11 protein-coding genes are annotated in these 15,471 nt (G+C 70.9%); 6 read left to right on the top strand and 5 right to left on the bottom strand.

Annotation, left to right across the window (positions count from 1 at the left end):
• Nucleotides 1–17: 17 nt before the first annotated feature.
• Together GA0070612_RS25135 and GA0070612_RS25130 are read right to left on the bottom strand one after the other, a co-directional pair.
• Nucleotides 18–317, bottom strand: a complete 300-nt coding sequence (locus GA0070612_RS25135; RefSeq protein ID WP_088990162.1) for an STAS domain-containing protein — start codon at nucleotides 315–317, stop codon at nucleotides 18–20.
• The gene (locus GA0070612_RS25130) at nucleotides 314–4,465 is read right to left on the bottom strand and encodes a SpoIIE family protein phosphatase (protein WP_088990161.1); all 4,152 of its coding nucleotides are present in this window, start codon (nucleotides 4,463–4,465) and stop codon (nucleotides 314–316) included. The genes GA0070612_RS25135 and GA0070612_RS25130 overlap by 4 nt, the downstream gene beginning before the upstream one ends.
• A gap of 232 nt (nucleotides 4,466–4,697) precedes the next feature.
• Between GA0070612_RS25130 and GA0070612_RS25125 the strand changes: the two genes are divergently transcribed.
• Nucleotides 4,698–4,967, top strand: a complete 270-nt coding sequence (locus tag GA0070612_RS25125; protein WP_088990160.1) for a hypothetical protein — start codon at nucleotides 4,698–4,700, stop codon at nucleotides 4,965–4,967.
• A 41-nt stretch (nucleotides 4,968–5,008) separates the two neighbouring features.
• On the opposite strand, the gene GA0070612_RS25120 is transcribed toward GA0070612_RS25125, so the two are convergent.
• Both GA0070612_RS25120 and GA0070612_RS25115 read right to left on the bottom strand, forming a co-directional pair.
• Nucleotides 5,009–6,364, bottom strand: coding sequence for a carbohydrate-binding protein (locus GA0070612_RS25120; protein ID WP_088990159.1), 1,356 nt, complete (start codon nucleotides 6,362–6,364; stop codon nucleotides 5,009–5,011).
• A gap of 90 nt (nucleotides 6,365–6,454) precedes the next feature.
• Nucleotides 6,455–7,684, bottom strand: a complete 1,230-nt coding sequence (locus GA0070612_RS25115) for a PucR family transcriptional regulator (protein WP_157742596.1) — start codon at nucleotides 7,682–7,684, stop codon at nucleotides 6,455–6,457.
• A gap of 238 nt (nucleotides 7,685–7,922) precedes the next feature.
• Here GA0070612_RS25115 and GA0070612_RS25110 point away from each other — a divergent pair, with 238 nt between their 5' ends.
• The 5 genes from GA0070612_RS25110 to GA0070612_RS25090 all read left to right on the top strand — a co-directional run bounded on the left by GA0070612_RS25110 (nucleotide 7,923) and on the right by GA0070612_RS25090 (nucleotide 14,157).
• Nucleotides 7,923–8,840 carry a dihydrodipicolinate synthase family protein gene (locus GA0070612_RS25110; RefSeq protein ID WP_088990157.1) on the top strand — a complete coding sequence of 306 codons (918 nt, stop codon included), beginning with the start codon at nucleotides 7,923–7,925 and terminating at the stop codon, nucleotides 8,838–8,840.
• 181 nt (nucleotides 8,841–9,021) lie between these two features.
• Nucleotides 9,022–11,064, top strand: coding sequence for a M6 family metalloprotease domain-containing protein (locus tag GA0070612_RS25105; RefSeq protein WP_231924329.1), 2,043 nt, complete (start codon nucleotides 9,022–9,024; stop codon nucleotides 11,062–11,064).
• An 85-nt stretch (nucleotides 11,065–11,149) separates the two neighbouring features.
• Nucleotides 11,150–11,584 (top strand): hypothetical protein, encoded by a 435-nt coding sequence (locus GA0070612_RS25100; RefSeq protein ID WP_157742595.1) that lies wholly within the window; start codon nucleotides 11,150–11,152, stop codon nucleotides 11,582–11,584.
• Entirely contained in the window at nucleotides 11,581–12,159 is a 579-nt protein-coding gene (locus GA0070612_RS25095) for a TlpA family protein disulfide reductase (protein WP_157742594.1), read from the top strand. Before GA0070612_RS25100 ends, GA0070612_RS25095 begins: the two co-directional genes overlap by 4 nt.
• Before the next feature lie 102 nt (nucleotides 12,160–12,261).
• Nucleotides 12,262–14,157 (top strand): CocE/NonD family hydrolase, encoded by a 1,896-nt coding sequence (locus GA0070612_RS25090; RefSeq protein ID WP_088990154.1) that lies wholly within the window; start codon nucleotides 12,262–12,264, stop codon nucleotides 14,155–14,157.
• Nucleotides 14,158–14,223: 66 nt separating this feature from the next.
• Here GA0070612_RS25090 and GA0070612_RS25085 read toward each other — a convergent pair whose 3' ends face one another.
• Nucleotides 14,224–15,444: a PQQ-dependent sugar dehydrogenase gene (locus GA0070612_RS25085; protein WP_088990153.1), complete on the bottom strand. Its 1,221-nt coding sequence runs from the start codon at nucleotides 15,442–15,444 to the stop codon at nucleotides 14,224–14,226.
• Nucleotides 15,445–15,471: the final 27 nt, after the last annotated feature.

The raw sequence follows: 15,471 nt of genomic DNA, 5'->3' as shown, positions 1-15,471 counted from the left end.
TCTCCTGCCGTCGGAGGTCAGGCAGCGGTGACCGTCATCAGGTCGGCGAGCCCGGCGATGGTCAGGACGGGAGCCAGGAGTGGGCTGGCGATGAGGTGGATCCGCTCGACGTGGGGGAACAGGACGGCCAAGCCCGCGCTGTCGAGGTATTCCAGTGCGGTCAGGTCGACAGTCAGCGGGCCGGGGGTGGCTTCCACGGCGCGGGTGAGAGCGTCCCCGAAGTCGGCGGCGTTGCTCATGTCGACCTCCCCGATGGCGGTCAGTACGAGGGCGCCGTCGGGCTGCTGGCCGGTGGTGAGGGTCAGTGTGGTGCTCATGGGATCCTCGCCTGCATGTCGATGGTGGTGCCGGTGGCACTGGGCGTGACGGTGATGGCGTCCATCAGGGCCCGCATGAGGAGCAGGCCTCGTCCCCGGTGGGTGCCGGCTTCCGGCTGAGGTGGCTTCCAGTGCCCGCTGTCGGTGACGCTGAGGTGCAGGCCGTCGGCGGTGGCGGTGGCCCGTAGCCGGATCCGTCCGCCGGGGTTGTCGCGGTGTCCGTGTTCGATGGCGTTGGCGCAGGCCTCGCCGGCGGCCACCAGGACGTTGTAGGCGTTGGTGGGACTCAGTCCGCAGCGCTCGAGCCAGCTTCGCAGCGCGCTGCGCACGGGTGCGAGGCCGGTGCGTTCGGCGGCGAAGTCGAGTTCCAGCGGGCCGGGATGGCGGTAGAGCAGGACCGCGACGTCGTCGTCGTATCCCCCCGGCGGGCTGAGTTGGTCCATGACGTCGGTGGCGAGCGTCTCGATGGGGTGGGCGCGTCCGTTCTGGATCACCGTCACGACGTGGCCGATGCCGGCGGTGAGCGGTTTGCGGCGGCGTTCGACGAGCCCGTCGGTGTAGAGCATCAGGGTGGCCCGTGCCGGCACTCGTTCCTCGGCTTCGGGCCGCTCGGCGCTGCCGCGAACGCCGAGGGGGCGGGAGTGGCCCTGGTCGAGCAACCGGGTGCTGCCGTCGGGTGAGGTGACGATGGCCGGAGGGTGCCCGGCACTGGCGTAACGCAGCTGACCGGTCGCCGGGTCGAGGACGCCGCAGAAGACCGTCGCGCACAGGGCACCGGGCAACTGAGCGGCGAAACGGTCGAGTGCGGTGAGCGTGCGCGACGGGCTGGAGTCCTGCAGCAGCAGGGCACGGCAGGCGCTGCGGAGCTGGCCCATGACGGTGGCGGCGCGCAGTCCGTGACCGACGCAGTCGCCGACGACGATGCCGATCTGCCCGTCGACGAGCGCGATGGTGTCGTACCAGTCGCCGCCGACCTTCAACGGCCGGGTGGCGGGAGCGTAGCGCGCGGCGAAGCCGCTGGGCAGCTGTGCGGGGCCGAGGATGGCCCGTTGCAGCGCGAGGGCGGTCTCCCGCTGCTGATCGATGTGCTGCACCCGGCGCAGCCCTTGGCCGAGGTGGCCGGCCAGCAGGGCCAGCAGGGTCTCGTCCTGTTCGGTGACGGGGCGCCTCTCGCCGAGGTCGATCCACAGGGCCATCGTGCCGTGGGGATGTTCCACGGCGATGCCGACGCCCGTGGTGTGGTCCGCGACAGTGGTGAGCAGGGGCCGATTGCGCAGGTCGGTGAGCGTCCGCCGACGTTGGTCGGTGAGGGTGTCCCAGCGCTGGTGAGGATCGGTCGCGGTGATCGTCGGGGTGTGGGAGCCGTCGAAGACAGCCGCGAGCACGCGTGTGGCCCGCCACAGCCCCCGTAGCTCGTCGAGGGCGCCGTGCAACGCGTCGGCGAGGTTGTCCGCCTGCGACAGGCGGATGCTCAGGGCGGCCAGTGCGCTCTCCCGTTGCACCGCGTAGTGCTCCGCCGTGACGTCGCGGAAGGTGCCGACGATCACCCGTCGGCCGGTGTCCGGGTCCTGCACCTGGTTGAAGGCGGCGGCGGCCCACAGGCGGTGGCCGTCCCGGTGCGTCACCGGGATGGTGTACGCACCGCTGGTCTGACCGGTGAGCTGGGCGAGCGCTTCGGTGACCTGCTGGTATGCCTCGGGCTCGGTCTCCTGGCTCGGCCACCACGGGGGATTTGCGGAATAGGGAAGCCCTTCGGGGCCGTAGCCGAGGATGTCGGTGAAGGTGGTGTTGATCTCGACGACGGAGCCGTCCTCGTCGCAGACGAAGAAGGCCTCCTGAAGCGAGTCGATCAGGGCGGTGCGCCACCGGGCGTGGTGGTTGCGCAGCCGGGCCAACGTCACGTTCGTCCGCACCCGGGCCAGCAGCTCGGCGGCGGCGAACGGCTTGACCAGGTAGTCGTCCGCCCCCGCCTCCAACCCCTCGATGGAGGCCTCCTGCCCTGCCCGCGCCGACAGCAGCAGGACCGGAGTTCCGGCGGTACGGGGTTCGGCGCGCAGCGCGGCTACCAGTTGCAGACCGTCCAGGCCGGGCATCATCACGTCGCTGACGACGAGATCGGGTCGATGGGCGCGGGCCGCCTGCAGGGCCAGGTGACCGTCGGTGACCGCCTCGACCCGGTAGCCGGCCGCGCGCAGCAGACGGCTGAGGTACTCCCGCATGTCGGCGTTGTCGTCGGCGACCAGGATGCGCGCCGAGTTTGGCTGTACGTCTGTCGTCGTCTCCCACCCGCCGTGTCCGGCGACCTCGGTGGGCGTACCCGCTGATGGTTCCTGCGGGAGCCAGCGCAGCGCCTCCTCGACGAACGGTTCGGCGGCGGCGGACACGTCGCGCTCCCCGCCGTAGGCGACGGTGCCCGGCGGCAGGTGACCGCTACCGAAGGGCAGCCCGATGGTGAAGGTGGTGCCCTGGCCGACGGTGCTGTCGGCGCTGATGTCACCACCCTGCAGCCCGACGAGTTCCCGCACCAGCGCCAGGCCGATGCCACTGCCCTCGTTCGAGCGGGAGCGGGCGTTGTCGATGCGGTGGAACCGTTCGAACAGTCGGGGCATCTCCTCGGCGGGCACACCGATCCCCGTGTCGACAACTGTCACCACGGCCCGGTCGTGCTCTGCCCGCACCCACACCCGGATGGCGCCGTCGAAGGTGAACTTCAGGGCGTTGCTGAGGAGGTTCAGGATGATCTTTTCCCACATGCCACGGTCGAGGTACACCGGCTCGGGTAGCGGGGGGCAGTCCACCTCGAAGGTGAGACCCGCGCGTTCGACGGCGGAGCGGAACACGCTGGCGAGATCCGCGGTGACCGCGGCGAGGTCCACCGGCTCGTAGTGGGCCTGCATCCGTCCGGCTTCGATCCGGGAGAAGTCCAGCAGCGCGTTGACCAGCTTTCCGAGTCGCAGCCCGTTGCGGTGCATGACCTGCAACTCCTCGCGTACCCCCTCGTCGGTGTCGCCGAGGCGGGTACGCAACTCGTCCAGTGGACCCATGATCAACGTCAGTGGAGTGCGGAACTCGTGGCTGATGTTGGAGAAGAACGCCGTCTTCGCGCGGTCGATCTCGGCGAGTTCCTCGGCCCGCTGCTGCTGCGCCTGGTAGCTGCGGGCGCTGGCGATACCGGCAGCGACGTGGCCCGCGGCCAGTTCGACGAAGCCCCGGTACCCGTCGTCGAGCGGTCGGTACCGGTTCAGGCCGGCCACCAGGAAGCCGTACGGCGTGTCGCCCTGTTGCAGCAGCGGCACCACGAGTGCCTGGGTGGGCGGCTGCGACCAGGCCCCGGTCGGCAGGTCTGCGAACGGAGCGCCATCGAGTGGGACAAGCGGTGACTCGCCCCGCGCCAGCGCCGCCACCGGCCATACCGGGGTCGACTCGGTGGCCGCGATCGTGCTCGGGGCTGCGGGGTGACCTGCGGGGATGCCGGCGGCCGCCGCCAGGCGAGCGCTGCCGTCGTCGTCGAGGAGGTAGATCGCCGTGAACGGAAGGTCGAGGTCGTTGTGGCCGAGCTGCCGGCCGGCGAAGGTCAACATCTCCTCTTCGGTACGCACCACACTGGGATCGGACCCGAGATCACGCAGCGTGGCCATCCGCCGCTCGCCGACGACCCGGTCGGTGTCCTCACTGACCACGCACAACATGCCGATGAGGGCGTTGTCGTCGTTGCGCAGCGGGCTGTAGGAGAAGGTGTGGTAGCTCTCCTCCCGGTAACCGGACCGCTCCAGAAACAGCAGCAGCGCCGTGTCCCACGTCGCGACGCCGGTGGTCAGCACCCGATCGATCCGAGGGCCGATGTCCGGCCAGATCTCCGCCCACACCTCACTGGCCGGTCGACCCAGCGCCCACGGGTACTTGCGGCCGAGGGTGTCGCGCCGGTACGCGGCGTTGCAGAAGAAGGTCAGCTGAGGACCCCAGGCCATCCACATCGGGAAGCGCGACGACAGCAGGATGCTCACCGCCGTCCGCAGGCTCTGCGGCCACCCGGCGGGATCCCCCAGCGGAGTCGACGCCCAGTCCACCTTCGCGAGGTCACGGCCGACCTCGCCGTCGCCAGCGAAGACATCGTCCCTGGTGAACGGCCCTTGTGCGGCGCTGCTCATCGTTGCGACACTCCCTCGAACCGCACGCCTGACCCGGTGGCACCGTCTCGCCGCTCGGATCGGTGCCGCCCTCCGCGCCGACGGCGCGGATACCTCGCGGAATCCTAAGGCACGTCCGGCCTGCCGGCCCGGAACAGAACAGCCGGTGACGGGAACCCGTGGGGGTTGCCGGCCTTGACTTTCTTCGGCAGCTGAGAGGGCGAGTAGGCGGCGGTACGCCGACAATGCAGGAATGAGGCGAGAGGTGGGCGTGATGCGGTTGACCGGGACGCGGGCCAACGGTGCGCCGGCGACCGGCGCGGCGGCCACGGGCGCGCGGGCTGCGGGGGCGGCCTCGCTCGGAGCCCTCGCCGTGGGGGCGCTGGCCGTCGGAGCCGTCGCCGTCGGGGCGTTGGTCATCGGGCGGCTGGCGATCCGCCGGGCGATCGTGCGGGAGCTGCGCGTCGGCCGGTTGGAGATCGACGAGTTGGTGGTGCGTAGCCGACCCGCTGCCGAGGACTGACCACTCCGGCCGGGCGGACGCGCCGCCCGTGCCCCCGTCCGTCAGCGGCCCTGCAGGCGCTTCACGTTGTCGCCGAAGGTCCAGCCCTTCGACCCGTCCCAGTTGGCCGACCAGGTCATCAGGCCCTTGAGGCCGGGTACGGAGTTCCAGGCCTGCGTGACCAGCGAGGTCGACAGGTAGCCGCCGCCGGCCCCGATCTGCGCGGGCAGGCCCGGGACCTGCTTGTCGTACGGCACGCGGATCGTGGTGCCCTGGATGGTGAGGCCGTTGTTCAGGCACTGCGTCTGCACCGTGAAGCCCTGCACGGTGCCCGCCGGGTACGAGTCGCCGGCGCAGCCGTACATGCTGCCGTTGTAGTACTGCATGTTCAGCCACCAGAGTCGGCCGTTGTCCACGTACTTCTTGATGATCGGCAGGTACGAGCCCCAGATCGAGCCGTAGACCACGCTGCCGCCGGTGACGTAGGCGGTCTCCGGTGCCATGGTCAGGCCGAAGTTCGACGGCATCCGGGCCAGCACGCCGTCGATGATCCGGATCAGGTTGGCCTGCGACGTGGACAGGGTGTTGATGGTGCCGCTGCCGGTCAGGCCGGTCTCGATGTCGATGTCGATGCCGTCGAAGTGGTAGTTCGTCAGGATCGGCACGATCGTCGCGATGAACCGGTCGGCGACGGCGGCGGAGCTCAGGTCGATGCCGGCGGCGGCCCCGCCGATCGACATCAGGATGGTGGCGCCGGCCGCTTTGGCCTGGCACATCTCGGCCGGGGTGGCGACTTTCACGCCGGCGTCCATGCCGTTCTCCCAGAGGACCGTGCCGTCCGAGCGGATCACCGGGAACGCCGCGTTGATCACGTTGTAGCCGTGCTGGGTGAGCCGGCTGTCGGTGATCGGGATCCAGCCGAGCCCAGGGTGCACGCCGTGGGAGGCGCCGTCCCAGTTCTCCCAGTAGCCCTGCAACACCTTGCCGGTGGGCCGCGACTTCACCGCACAGGTTCCGCCGGTCGGCGGCGGCGTGGTCGGGGGAGGTGTGGTCGGTGGCGGCGTGGTGGGCGGCGGGGTCGTCGGCGGTGGCGTGGTGGGTGGTGGCGTGGTGGGTGGTGGCGTGGTCCCCGAGCACGCGCCGAGATCCCGCCACAGTGACGGGGTCGCCGCCGGGTTCCAGCCGGCGCCGGGGTGCGCGGTGTGGGTGACCAGCGCCTGGTAGAGCCGGCTGCCGTAGGTGACCTGGGCGCCCGCCTGGTAGGTGCTGCCCTCGGCCCAGCCCGGTGCGGTGCAGGCGACCATCGGGACGGCGTTGGCCGAGGTCACGGCTGCCGTGCTGCTGGGCACGAAGGCGACGGTGGCGGTGACGGTCATCGCCGCCCCGGCCAGCACTGCGAGGATCCGGCGGCTTCTCATGGCTCTCTCCCCAGGCTTCGGCGACCCGCGACCTCCACATATTGACGTTCGTGACGATTAATATCAAGGGTTGTTTACAGATCCTGGCGGTCACGCCGTGCGGTAGTGGCCGCTGAGCCGACCGAGCTTCATGGCCAGGTGCAGGCACAGCCGTTCGTTGCCGTCCTTGAGGTCCGTCCCGGCGAGGTGTTCCACCCGTTGCAGCCGGTAGTAGAGGGTCGTCCGGTGCAGCCGGAGCTTCTCGGCGGTCGCGTGCGCGTTGCCCGCCAGGTCGAGGTACGCCTCCAGGGTCTCCAGCAGCACCTGGTGGGCATCGTCGCGCAGCAGGCGCTCCAACCCGGGGTGAACGCCCGCGACGTCGAGGTGCTGACTGTCCAGCTGGGACAGGACCCGGTAGATGCCCAGGCCGGCCCAGGAGACCACCCGGCCGAGCGCCGGCAGTTGTGCACCGACCCGGGCGGCCTGCGCAGCCTCCTGGTAGGACTCCACCGCACTGGACAGGCCAGCGCGGGGCTGACCGATCCCGGTCACCGTCCGGTCCACCGAGGCGAGACCCCTGGTCGCGGTGCCCAGCGCCTCGTCCAGGTGCCCGGCGGAGACCTCCGGCGAGGGGCGGCCGGCGACCCGGTCGCCGCAGACCAGCAGCACCCCGTGGTCGTGACAGACGAGGTGCAGCGTCTCCCGCACTCCGATCCAGCGGCGCGTGGTGACCAGCGCCTGCTCCAGGGCGATCCGGGCGACCTCGTCGGGCTGCCGCCCGCCGGCCGGCACGAGCTGCGCGACGAGCGCGACGGTCGTCCCGTCGCCGGCCACCACGCCCTCCTCCAGCAGCGCCCGCGCCGCGTGCTCGCGCGCCTGCCGGCTCTCCACCAGCAGGGTACGGGTGGCCTCGGTCTCCCGCTGCGAGGCGAGCTCGCCGAGCAGGTTCTCCCGGTACAGGGCCAGCGACAGATCGGCGAAGGGACCGGTCGCCGTGGCGATGTCGGCGTCGGTCATCGAACCGTCCGCGTCGATGAACCACACGAACCCGAGCAGCAGGTCGTCGTGTCGGATCGGCACGCAGACCCTCGCCAGCAGGTCCAGTTCGGGGCACGCGGGTGTGCGGATCGGCGCGTACGCCGTGAGCACGCCCATGCCCCGGAACCAGGCGATCACCTCCGGCGTGGTCTGCCGGCGCAGGATGGACGTCCGGCGGACCTCGTCCATCGGGCCGTCGTGCTCGCTGTAGGCGACCACCCGCTGTCGCCGGTCCTCGATGAGGGCGGGTCGCCCCACCCGGGCGGCGACGGCGTCGACGATTCGCTGGAGCTCACCGTGCATACGACTCCCATGGTTGCGCTGCGTGACAGGGATCGCGCGACCGCCAGTCCTCACCCTCCGGTGCGGATGGGTCATCGCGCAAGGTCCACTGTCGAATCCGCGACAAAAAGACGGGCGGCGTCGCGACGCTTCCGGCATCTGTCCGAAGACCGGAGGCGGCGGGCGTTCCTAGGGTTCCGATACGCACCGTGCCAGCGCCCCGGCACCGGGCGGCGTCGGCGGAGAAGGGGACATCCGAGTGGAAACTGGTAGGCCCTGGCGCGGCGTGCTGGTCGCCGTCACCACGCCGTTTCGCGCCGACCTGTCGGTCGCCATCGACCAACTCCAGGAACACGTCAGGTGGCTCGCCGCCGAGGGGTGTCACGGTTTCGCGCCCTGTGTGTCGATGGGGGAGTACCGGGCGCTCTCCGACGACGAGCGGGCCACAGTGGTCCGGGCGACGGTCGAGGCGGCGCCCGCCGGCTGCGCGGTGCTGCCCGGCGTCGGTGGCTACGGCAGCAGGCAGGCCCGCCGCTGGGCAGAGCAGGCCGCCGAGGCCGGCGCCCACGGCGTGCTCGCACGGCCACCCGACGGGCCTGCCGCCCGCGACGCCGACGTGGTCGCCCACTACCGCGAGGTGGCGGCCGTCGGCCTGCCGGTGGTCGCCCACAACGAGCCGTGCGCCAGTCGGATCGACCTCACGCCGGACCTGCTGGCGACCGTCGCCGAGATCGACGGGATCGTCGCGGTCAAGGAGGTCACCGGTGACGTACGCAGGCTGCACCGTCTGCGGGACCTCTGCCCGCACGTCGACGTGCTGGTCGGCGCCGACGACGTGGCCCTCGAACTGGTGCTGTGTGGTGCCACCGGATGGGTGGCTGCCCTGCCCAACGCGCTGCCCCGGCACGCCGTGCGCCTGTACGAGCTGGGCGTCGCCCGGGACCTGGGCCGGGCGCTGCCGCTCTACGCCGAGCTGCACCCGATCCTCGGCTGGGCCACCCGGCCGGAGTCGGTGCAGGCCGTCAAGCTCGCCATGGCCTGCGCGGGGCGGTTCGGCGGGCGGTGCCGTCCACCACGTGGGCCCCTGCCCGTGGCTGCCGCCGAGCGGGTGCGTCGGGACGTGCTGCGGGCTCTCGCGGCCACCGTCGAACCGGCCTCCGGGGGCAGCCCTGGTTGATCCGCCGACGAGCGCCGGTCCTTCAGGTGTCGGAAGTCGCCGGCCCACCTGCCGACATCTGCACGGTGACCGGCACCGGCCCGCCCTCCTAGATTCGCTGCGCGGCCTGCTGACAGGTGTCCCGCGATGCCCCCTCACCGGGACGTCGGCACCGCGTTGTCCTCCGACGAGAGGTGGTTCCGTGCACCGTACCCCCCATCGAACCCGGCTGCGGCGGGCCGTGCTGGCCGCAGCAGTGGTGACCACGCTCGTGGCGACCGGGGCGGCGCAGGCCGCCGCCGCCCCGGCCAACCCGGCCGGCGGCACCGCGCCGTTCCAGGTCCTCGACCCGCAGGCCTGGCAGAACCCGGACACGATGACCTGGAACGACTACCGGGCAGTGCCCGGCAAGAACTGGGCCGACCCGAGCGTGTCGGGCTCGGTCCGCAACTTCAAGATCGCCCTGGTGGCGCTCGACTATCCCGACGAGACGTTCGCGGTCTCCCAGCGGGCCCGCTCGACGGTCTTCGGCAACCCCCAGTCCGTCGCCACCAACATTCCTCGCACGGACGTGCCGAAGTTCTACCAGGACTTCCTGAACACCCCGAACACCCTGAACAAGGGCCACACCCTGCACGAGTACTGGATGCAGGACTCCAACGGCCGCTACGGCGTCGACCTCACCGGGTTCGGGCCGTACCAGATGCCGGCCAAGTCCTACCAGTACGGGTTGGACAACGGCTTCAACCCCGGCGCCTGCCCGAGCGGGGACGTGTGCGGCAAGAACATCCGTACCGACGGCCTGGGCGCCTGGCGGGCGGCCGTCGGCGAGGAGGTGGCCAACCAGTACGAGTTGGTGTTCATCCTCAGCGCCGGCCAGGACGAGTCGTCGACCTGGCAGGAGTTCGGGCAGATGATCTTCCAGAACAAGGAGGACGTGCCGGACGCCTGGGGCCCGCCGGACCCCAACCTGCCGAACTGGGCCAAGACCCGCTACGTGGACTGGACCTCGTGGAAGGCGGCGGCGACACTGTGGCCGAACGCCGGCGGCGGCTCCTCCACGCAGGGCGAGAGTTCCGGAATGGGCGTCTACGCCCACGAGCTGACCCATCTGCTGGGCATCGGCGACAACTACAACAACCCGTACGGTGAGCCGCTGCGCCGGGCGTACACCGGGATCTGGAGCATGATGTCGCGCGGGTCCTTCAACGGCCCGGGCGGTCCACACACCCGCTGGCAGATCCCGCCCACCAACGGCGGTTCGATGGGCTCACTGCACACCTTGCGCGACAAGCTCAAGATCGGCCTGCTCGGCGAGGAGCACGTGCTGCGGCTGTCCCGGGAGTCGCTGGCCTCCTCCGGGATGGTGGTCGCGCAGGTCACGGCCCGGGCGGTCGACGCCGGCCCGAAGGGTCTGAGCGGCGTGAACATCGCGCTGAACAAGGACCTGTCGCCGGCGTGCGGCGTCAGCACCGACCCGCTCTGCGACGGTGGCAGCTTCAACAACTACACGGTCGAGGTCGTCGACCGGATGGGCGCGGACTCGTTCACCCCGGACAGCGGCGTGCTGCTGAGCAAGACGAAGAACGCCGACAGCGCGCCGTTCCAGTGGGTGGTGGACGCCAACCCGCAGGACATCGACATGATCGACTTCTACCGGCCGGACGGCACCCCGCAAAAGATCACCATGGGTGACTACCGGCAGCTCTCCGACGCGCTGTTCCACGCCGGCGCGGACACCGGCAGCCAGTACGAGTACGTCGACGAGGCCAACCGGCTGCACTTCTACGTCATCGACCTCAAGCGGGACGCGGCCGGCTCGCTGTCGTACACCGTGGCGGTGCGCTCGTTGGACGGCACCGGCGGGCCGAGCAGCCACGACGTGGCGCTGGGCAAGGGCGAGGTGACCGGCGGCGGCAAGCCGACCAACCGTGGGGTGACCTGCTCGTTCGAGCTGACCAACACCGGTACGTACTCGGCCGGCGGGCAGCAGCACCCGGAGAACGTCAGCGCGTACCTGAAGTCGGACGTCTACCGCCTGTCGGCGGAGGTGGCCGGCAAGGGCTGGCGGACCTGGCTGCCCAACCAGCTCGCCACCGCGCCGTTCGGCAAGGCCACCACGGTCAGGGTGTCGGTGGGTGCAACCGCCGCCGCGGCGGACACCGGTTTCGTGAAGCTCACCGCGACCTCGGAGAGCGACCCGACGAAGACGGTGACCAAGCAGTGCCGGGTCGAGAAGTCCTGACCCACGCCCGAGGTTGACCCCGCTCCTGGCGGGTCCGCGGTGCCCAACCGCCGCGGACCCGGCAGGCGGGCGAGAGGAGGATGACGTGCGGCGAAGCACCATGGCGCTGCTGCCCCTGCTGCTGGCCGGCGTGACCGGCTGCGGCGCCGTCGGCGCCGCCGAGGAGACGGTCTCCCCGACGACGGTCCGGGTCCTGGTCCGCGACATCAACATCCGGGCCGCCGGGGTGGACTGCGCCGGCACCGGTCCGTACCAGCACTTCCACAACCGGTCGCCGTACCGCGTCCTCGACCCGGACGGGGCGGCGGTGGCCAGCGGTCAGCTGACGGCCGGGACCGCGGTGGCCGCGTTCACCGAGGACCTGGGGGTCGAGCGACTACCCACCTACTGCGAGTTCGCCATCCCGGTACGCGTACCGCAGCGGGACTCCTACCGGCTGGAGGTGGACGGCCGGCCGCCGCTCGACCTGACGTCGGACAGCAGCGAGGGCCCGGCGCTGGTGGCGGTGGTCCCGTCATGAGGCGGGCACTCCTGCCGATGGTGCTGGCGGCGGCACTGCTGGGCGGATGCCGCACGCCCGAGCCCGCGCCCGCACCGCCGCCCGTCGGCGGAGCGGCGGCGCTGCCCGGCCCGGTCCCCGCCGACCTGGCGCTGCGCCCGGCGCCCAGCACCGCTCCGGCCGCCCCGGCGTTCACCGGCGCGCTGACCGACGGCACACCGTTCGCCGTCGCCGACGTGTGGGCGCAGCGTCCCGTCGTGCTCACCTTCTTCACCTCCTGGTGCACCACCTGCGCCGACCGCCAGGCGGCCCTCAGCGAGCTGGCCCGCAGCTACCGGGACCGGGTGATCTTCGTCGGCGTGGCCGGCGCGGACCAGGCCGACGAGGTCCAGGACTACCTGCGCGCCCACCGGGTGGAATATCCGGTCGTCCTCGACGACCAGCAGACGATCGCGCGTTCGTACGCGGTGCGGGAGCCGCCGGCCGTCGTGCTGGTGGCCAAGGGGGGCGCCCTGCTCCGCGGCTGGCCGGGCGGCCTGGACGCCCCGGCACTCGACCAACGGCTGCGGGAGCTGGTGCTGGCCGACCGGCCGTAGTCCCGTCGAACCACACCCGGCGAAGTTCCTACACGTGCAGGTGGTGGCACCGAACCGGCGGCTCGTAGCGTTACGCAACCTCGGACACATCAAGGAGACCGCATGGCTACAAGGGGAACGCGCTGGCGCACGGGCGCGGCCGTACTGTCCGCGACAGTGCTCGCCGCCCTCGGTGCGGCGCCGCAGGCGCAGGCGGCCGACGACCCGCCGTCGATCGTCGTCCAGGACGGTGTCACCCAGCCGGTGTTCGGCTACGCCGACGCCATCCGGGAACGCCTCTTCATCGACTCCACCTTCGACAGCGACAACGACGGCCTGCGCGACATCATCGCGTTCGACCTGATGCGGCCGGCCGCCACCGCGCACGGCCTCAAGGCCCCCGTGGTGATGGACGCCAGCCCCTACTACTCGACCGTCTGCCGAGGCAACGAGTCCGAGTGCAAGGCGGACCTCGACGGCGACGGGCTGCTGGACAAGTGGCCGCTGTTCTACGACAACTACTTCGTGCCGCGCGGCTACGCGGTCATCCTGCTGGACATGGTCGGCACCAACAACTCCACCGGCTGCCCCACCACCAACGCCAACCAGGACAACCTGAGCGCCAAGCAGGCCATCAACTGGCTCAACGGCCGGGCCACCGCCCGCAACGCCGCCGGTCAGATCGTCAAGGCGGACTGGCACAACGGCAAGACCGGGATGATCGGCAAGTCGTACGACGGCTCGCTGGCCATGGCCACGGCGGTGACCGGCGTGAAGGGCCTGACCACCGTCGTGCCCATCAGCGGACCGACCGAGTACTACGACTACGTGCGCAGCAACGGCGTCATCACCCGTGGCAACAGCTACGTGTCGTCGCTGGCCAACACGGTCACCAACCCGGAGCGCCGGGACTACTGCAAGCCGGTGCGCGACGCGATCGGGGCCGCCGACGGCGACGAGCACGGCGACTACACGTCCTTCTGGAACGAGCGTAGCTACGTCAAGAAGGTCCCCAACGTCACCGCCAGCGTGCTGCTCTACCACGGCCTGAACGACGACAACGTCCGGCCGGACCACTTCAGCAAGTTCTGGTACGCCCTGGCGGAGAACAACGTGCCGCGCAAGCTGTGGCTGTCGCAGGAGGGGCACGTCGACCCGTTCGACTCGCGCCGCGCGGTGTGGGTGTCGACGCTGCACCGGTGGTTCGACTTCTGGTTGCAGGGCGTCGCCAACGGCATCATGGACGAGCCGAGGGTGGACCTGGAGCGCTCCGCCGACGTGTGGGAGACCCACGCCGACTGGCCGATCCCCGGCAAGGCCGACACCGAGGTGTTCCTGCAGCCCGGCACCACCGGCGCGGGCGGTCTCGGGTTGGTGCCCACCGCGAAGCCGGCGACCGGGGCCTTCCAGGACAACCGTACGCAGAGCCAGAACACCATGATCCTCAACCCGGACGTGGTGCAGCCCAACCGGTTGGCCTTCCTCTCCGCGCCACTGACCGCGCCGCTGCACATCTCCGGCACCCCCACCGTGCAGCTGCGGGCCTCCGCCGACCAGACCGACACCAACCTCGGGGCGATCCTGGTCGACTACGGCACCGACGAGCGGGTCGCCCACCGGGCCTCCGGCGAGGGGATCATCACCCTGACCACTGAGGACTGCTGGGGCCAGAGCAGCCCGACCGACGACGGCTGCTACAAGCAGACGGCGAAGCGGGTGGCCACCGCCGACTACGAGTTGGTCACCAAGGGCATCATGGACGCCCAGAACCGGCAGTCGATCCGCGTCGGCGTGCCGCTGGTGCCGGGGGAGTCGTACAACTTCAGCTTCCCGCTGCTGCCGGAGGACTACGTCTTCAAGCCCGGCCACCGGATCGGCGTGATCATCGTGGCCAGCTACCCGCAGTACTCCAGCCAGGCGGACACCACCGCCGCGAACCTGAAGGTGTCGCTCAAGAGCAGCACCATCGTCCTTCCCGTGGTCGGTGGCACCGCCGCCGCACACGCCGCCGGTCTCTGACCCGTTGATCGGGGACGGCCGCCCGAGAGCGGCCGTCCCCACGGGTGTCGCGGAGTGCTTCGAGGATCAGCGGTTCGAGACGGGTTGGACCCGCTCGAACCGCACCTTGCTCAGCCACCCCGGGAGGTCACTGAGCACGTACAGCTCGCCGTTCACATCGGCGCCGAACGCCGTCGGCTGGGTGGGGAAGGTGCCGATCTCAGCGGACTCGTAGCCACCCGTGGACTTGGGACGGATGGCGAACGCGCGGGTCGAGCAGTAGTCGCTCGCGATGTAGGTCCCGCGCGCCTCCGGGGTGACGGAACCCCGGTAGACCAGACCGCCGATGATGGAGCAGTTCTCCGTCATGTAGTGGTCGTACTCGGCGATCGGGTCGGTGAGCCGCACGCCCGGCCGGCACTGCGTCTGGTCGAAGACCGGCGTGCCCTCGCGGCAGGACCAGCCGAGGTTCGCGCCCCGCTGCGACGGGCGGATGTGGTTGATCTCCTCGATCAGGCCCTGGCCGACGTCACCGATCCACAGTGAGTTGTCGACCGGGTCGATCGAAAACTTCCACGGGTTGCGCAGCCCGTACACCCAGATCTCCGGCCGCGCGCCCGGCGTGCGAACGAACGGGTTGTCGAAGGGTACGCAGTAGGGCTTTCCCCCGCAGGAGCGGTTGACGTCGATCCGGACGATCTTGCCGAGCAGGGTGCCGAGGTTCTGGCCCGACTTGAACGGGTCGTTCGCGCCGCCGCCGTCGCCGGTCGACCAGTAGAGGTAGCCGTCGCGGCCGAACGCCACCTGCCCGCCGTTGTGGTTGCCGTACTCGGCGTGCTCCTGGGTGAGCAGCACCTGCAACCGGTCGGGCGCCCCGAGGGGCACCCGCGCCAGGGTCAGCGCGCCGGCCGGCAGGCTCGTGTAGGCCACGTAGAGCATCCCGGTGCGCGCGAAGTTCGGCGCGGGCGTGATGCCGAGGAGGCCACGCTCGTTGTCCGACGCGTCGATCCGGGCGGTCAGGTCGAGCACCGGGTCGGCCGCCAGGCCGGTGTCGGGGTGGTAGGCGCGGACGGTGCCGGCCTTCTCGGCGATCAGCATCCGGCCGTCCGGCAGCCCGGTGATCGCGATCGGGCGCTGCAGACCGAAGGCCACCCGTTCGGACACCACGGTCAGGTCGGTGAGGGGCACCGCACGGGTGCGGGACGGGCCGGCACTGGCGGTCGCCGACGTCGGCGGCGACAGGAGCGCGGACAGGGTGAGGATGAGCAGCCCGGCCAGAATGGTGGCCGGGCGACGTCGTCGCGACATGGTCAGCTCCTCGATCAAGGTGATGGT

The sequence above is a fragment of the Micromonospora chokoriensis genome (assembly GCF_900091505.1).
Taxonomy (GTDB): Bacteria; Actinomycetota; Actinomycetes; order Mycobacteriales; family Micromonosporaceae; genus Micromonospora; species Micromonospora chokoriensis.
Note: the sequence above shows the minus strand (reverse complement) of the source record. Positions and strands in the feature narration are given on the sequence as shown.

What these genes read in the sequence shown, in the direction of transcription:
- GA0070612_RS25135 (WP_088990162.1), bottom strand. Translation starts at nt 317, where the DNA reads ATGAGCACCACACTGACCCTCACCACCGGCCAGCAGCCCGACGGCGCC.
- GA0070612_RS25130 (WP_088990161.1), bottom strand. Translation starts at nt 4,465, where the DNA reads ATGAGCAGCGCCGCACAAGGGCCGTTCACCAGGGACGATGTCTTCGCT.
- GA0070612_RS25125 (WP_088990160.1), top strand. Translation starts at nt 4,698, where the DNA reads ATGAGGCGAGAGGTGGGCGTGATGCGGTTGACCGGGACGCGGGCCAAC.
- GA0070612_RS25120 (WP_088990159.1), bottom strand. Translation starts at nt 6,364, where the DNA reads ATGAGAAGCCGCCGGATCCTCGCAGTGCTGGCCGGGGCGGCGATGACC.
- GA0070612_RS25115 (WP_157742596.1), bottom strand. Translation starts at nt 7,684, where the DNA reads ATGCACGGTGAGCTCCAGCGAATCGTCGACGCCGTCGCCGCCCGGGTG.
- GA0070612_RS25095 (WP_157742594.1), top strand. Translation starts at nt 11,581, where the DNA reads ATGAGGCGGGCACTCCTGCCGATGGTGCTGGCGGCGGCACTGCTGGGC.
- GA0070612_RS25090 (WP_088990154.1), top strand. Translation starts at nt 12,262, where the DNA reads ATGGCTACAAGGGGAACGCGCTGGCGCACGGGCGCGGCCGTACTGTCC.
- GA0070612_RS25085 (WP_088990153.1), bottom strand. Translation starts at nt 15,444, where the DNA reads ATGTCGCGACGACGTCGCCCGGCCACCATTCTGGCCGGGCTGCTCATC.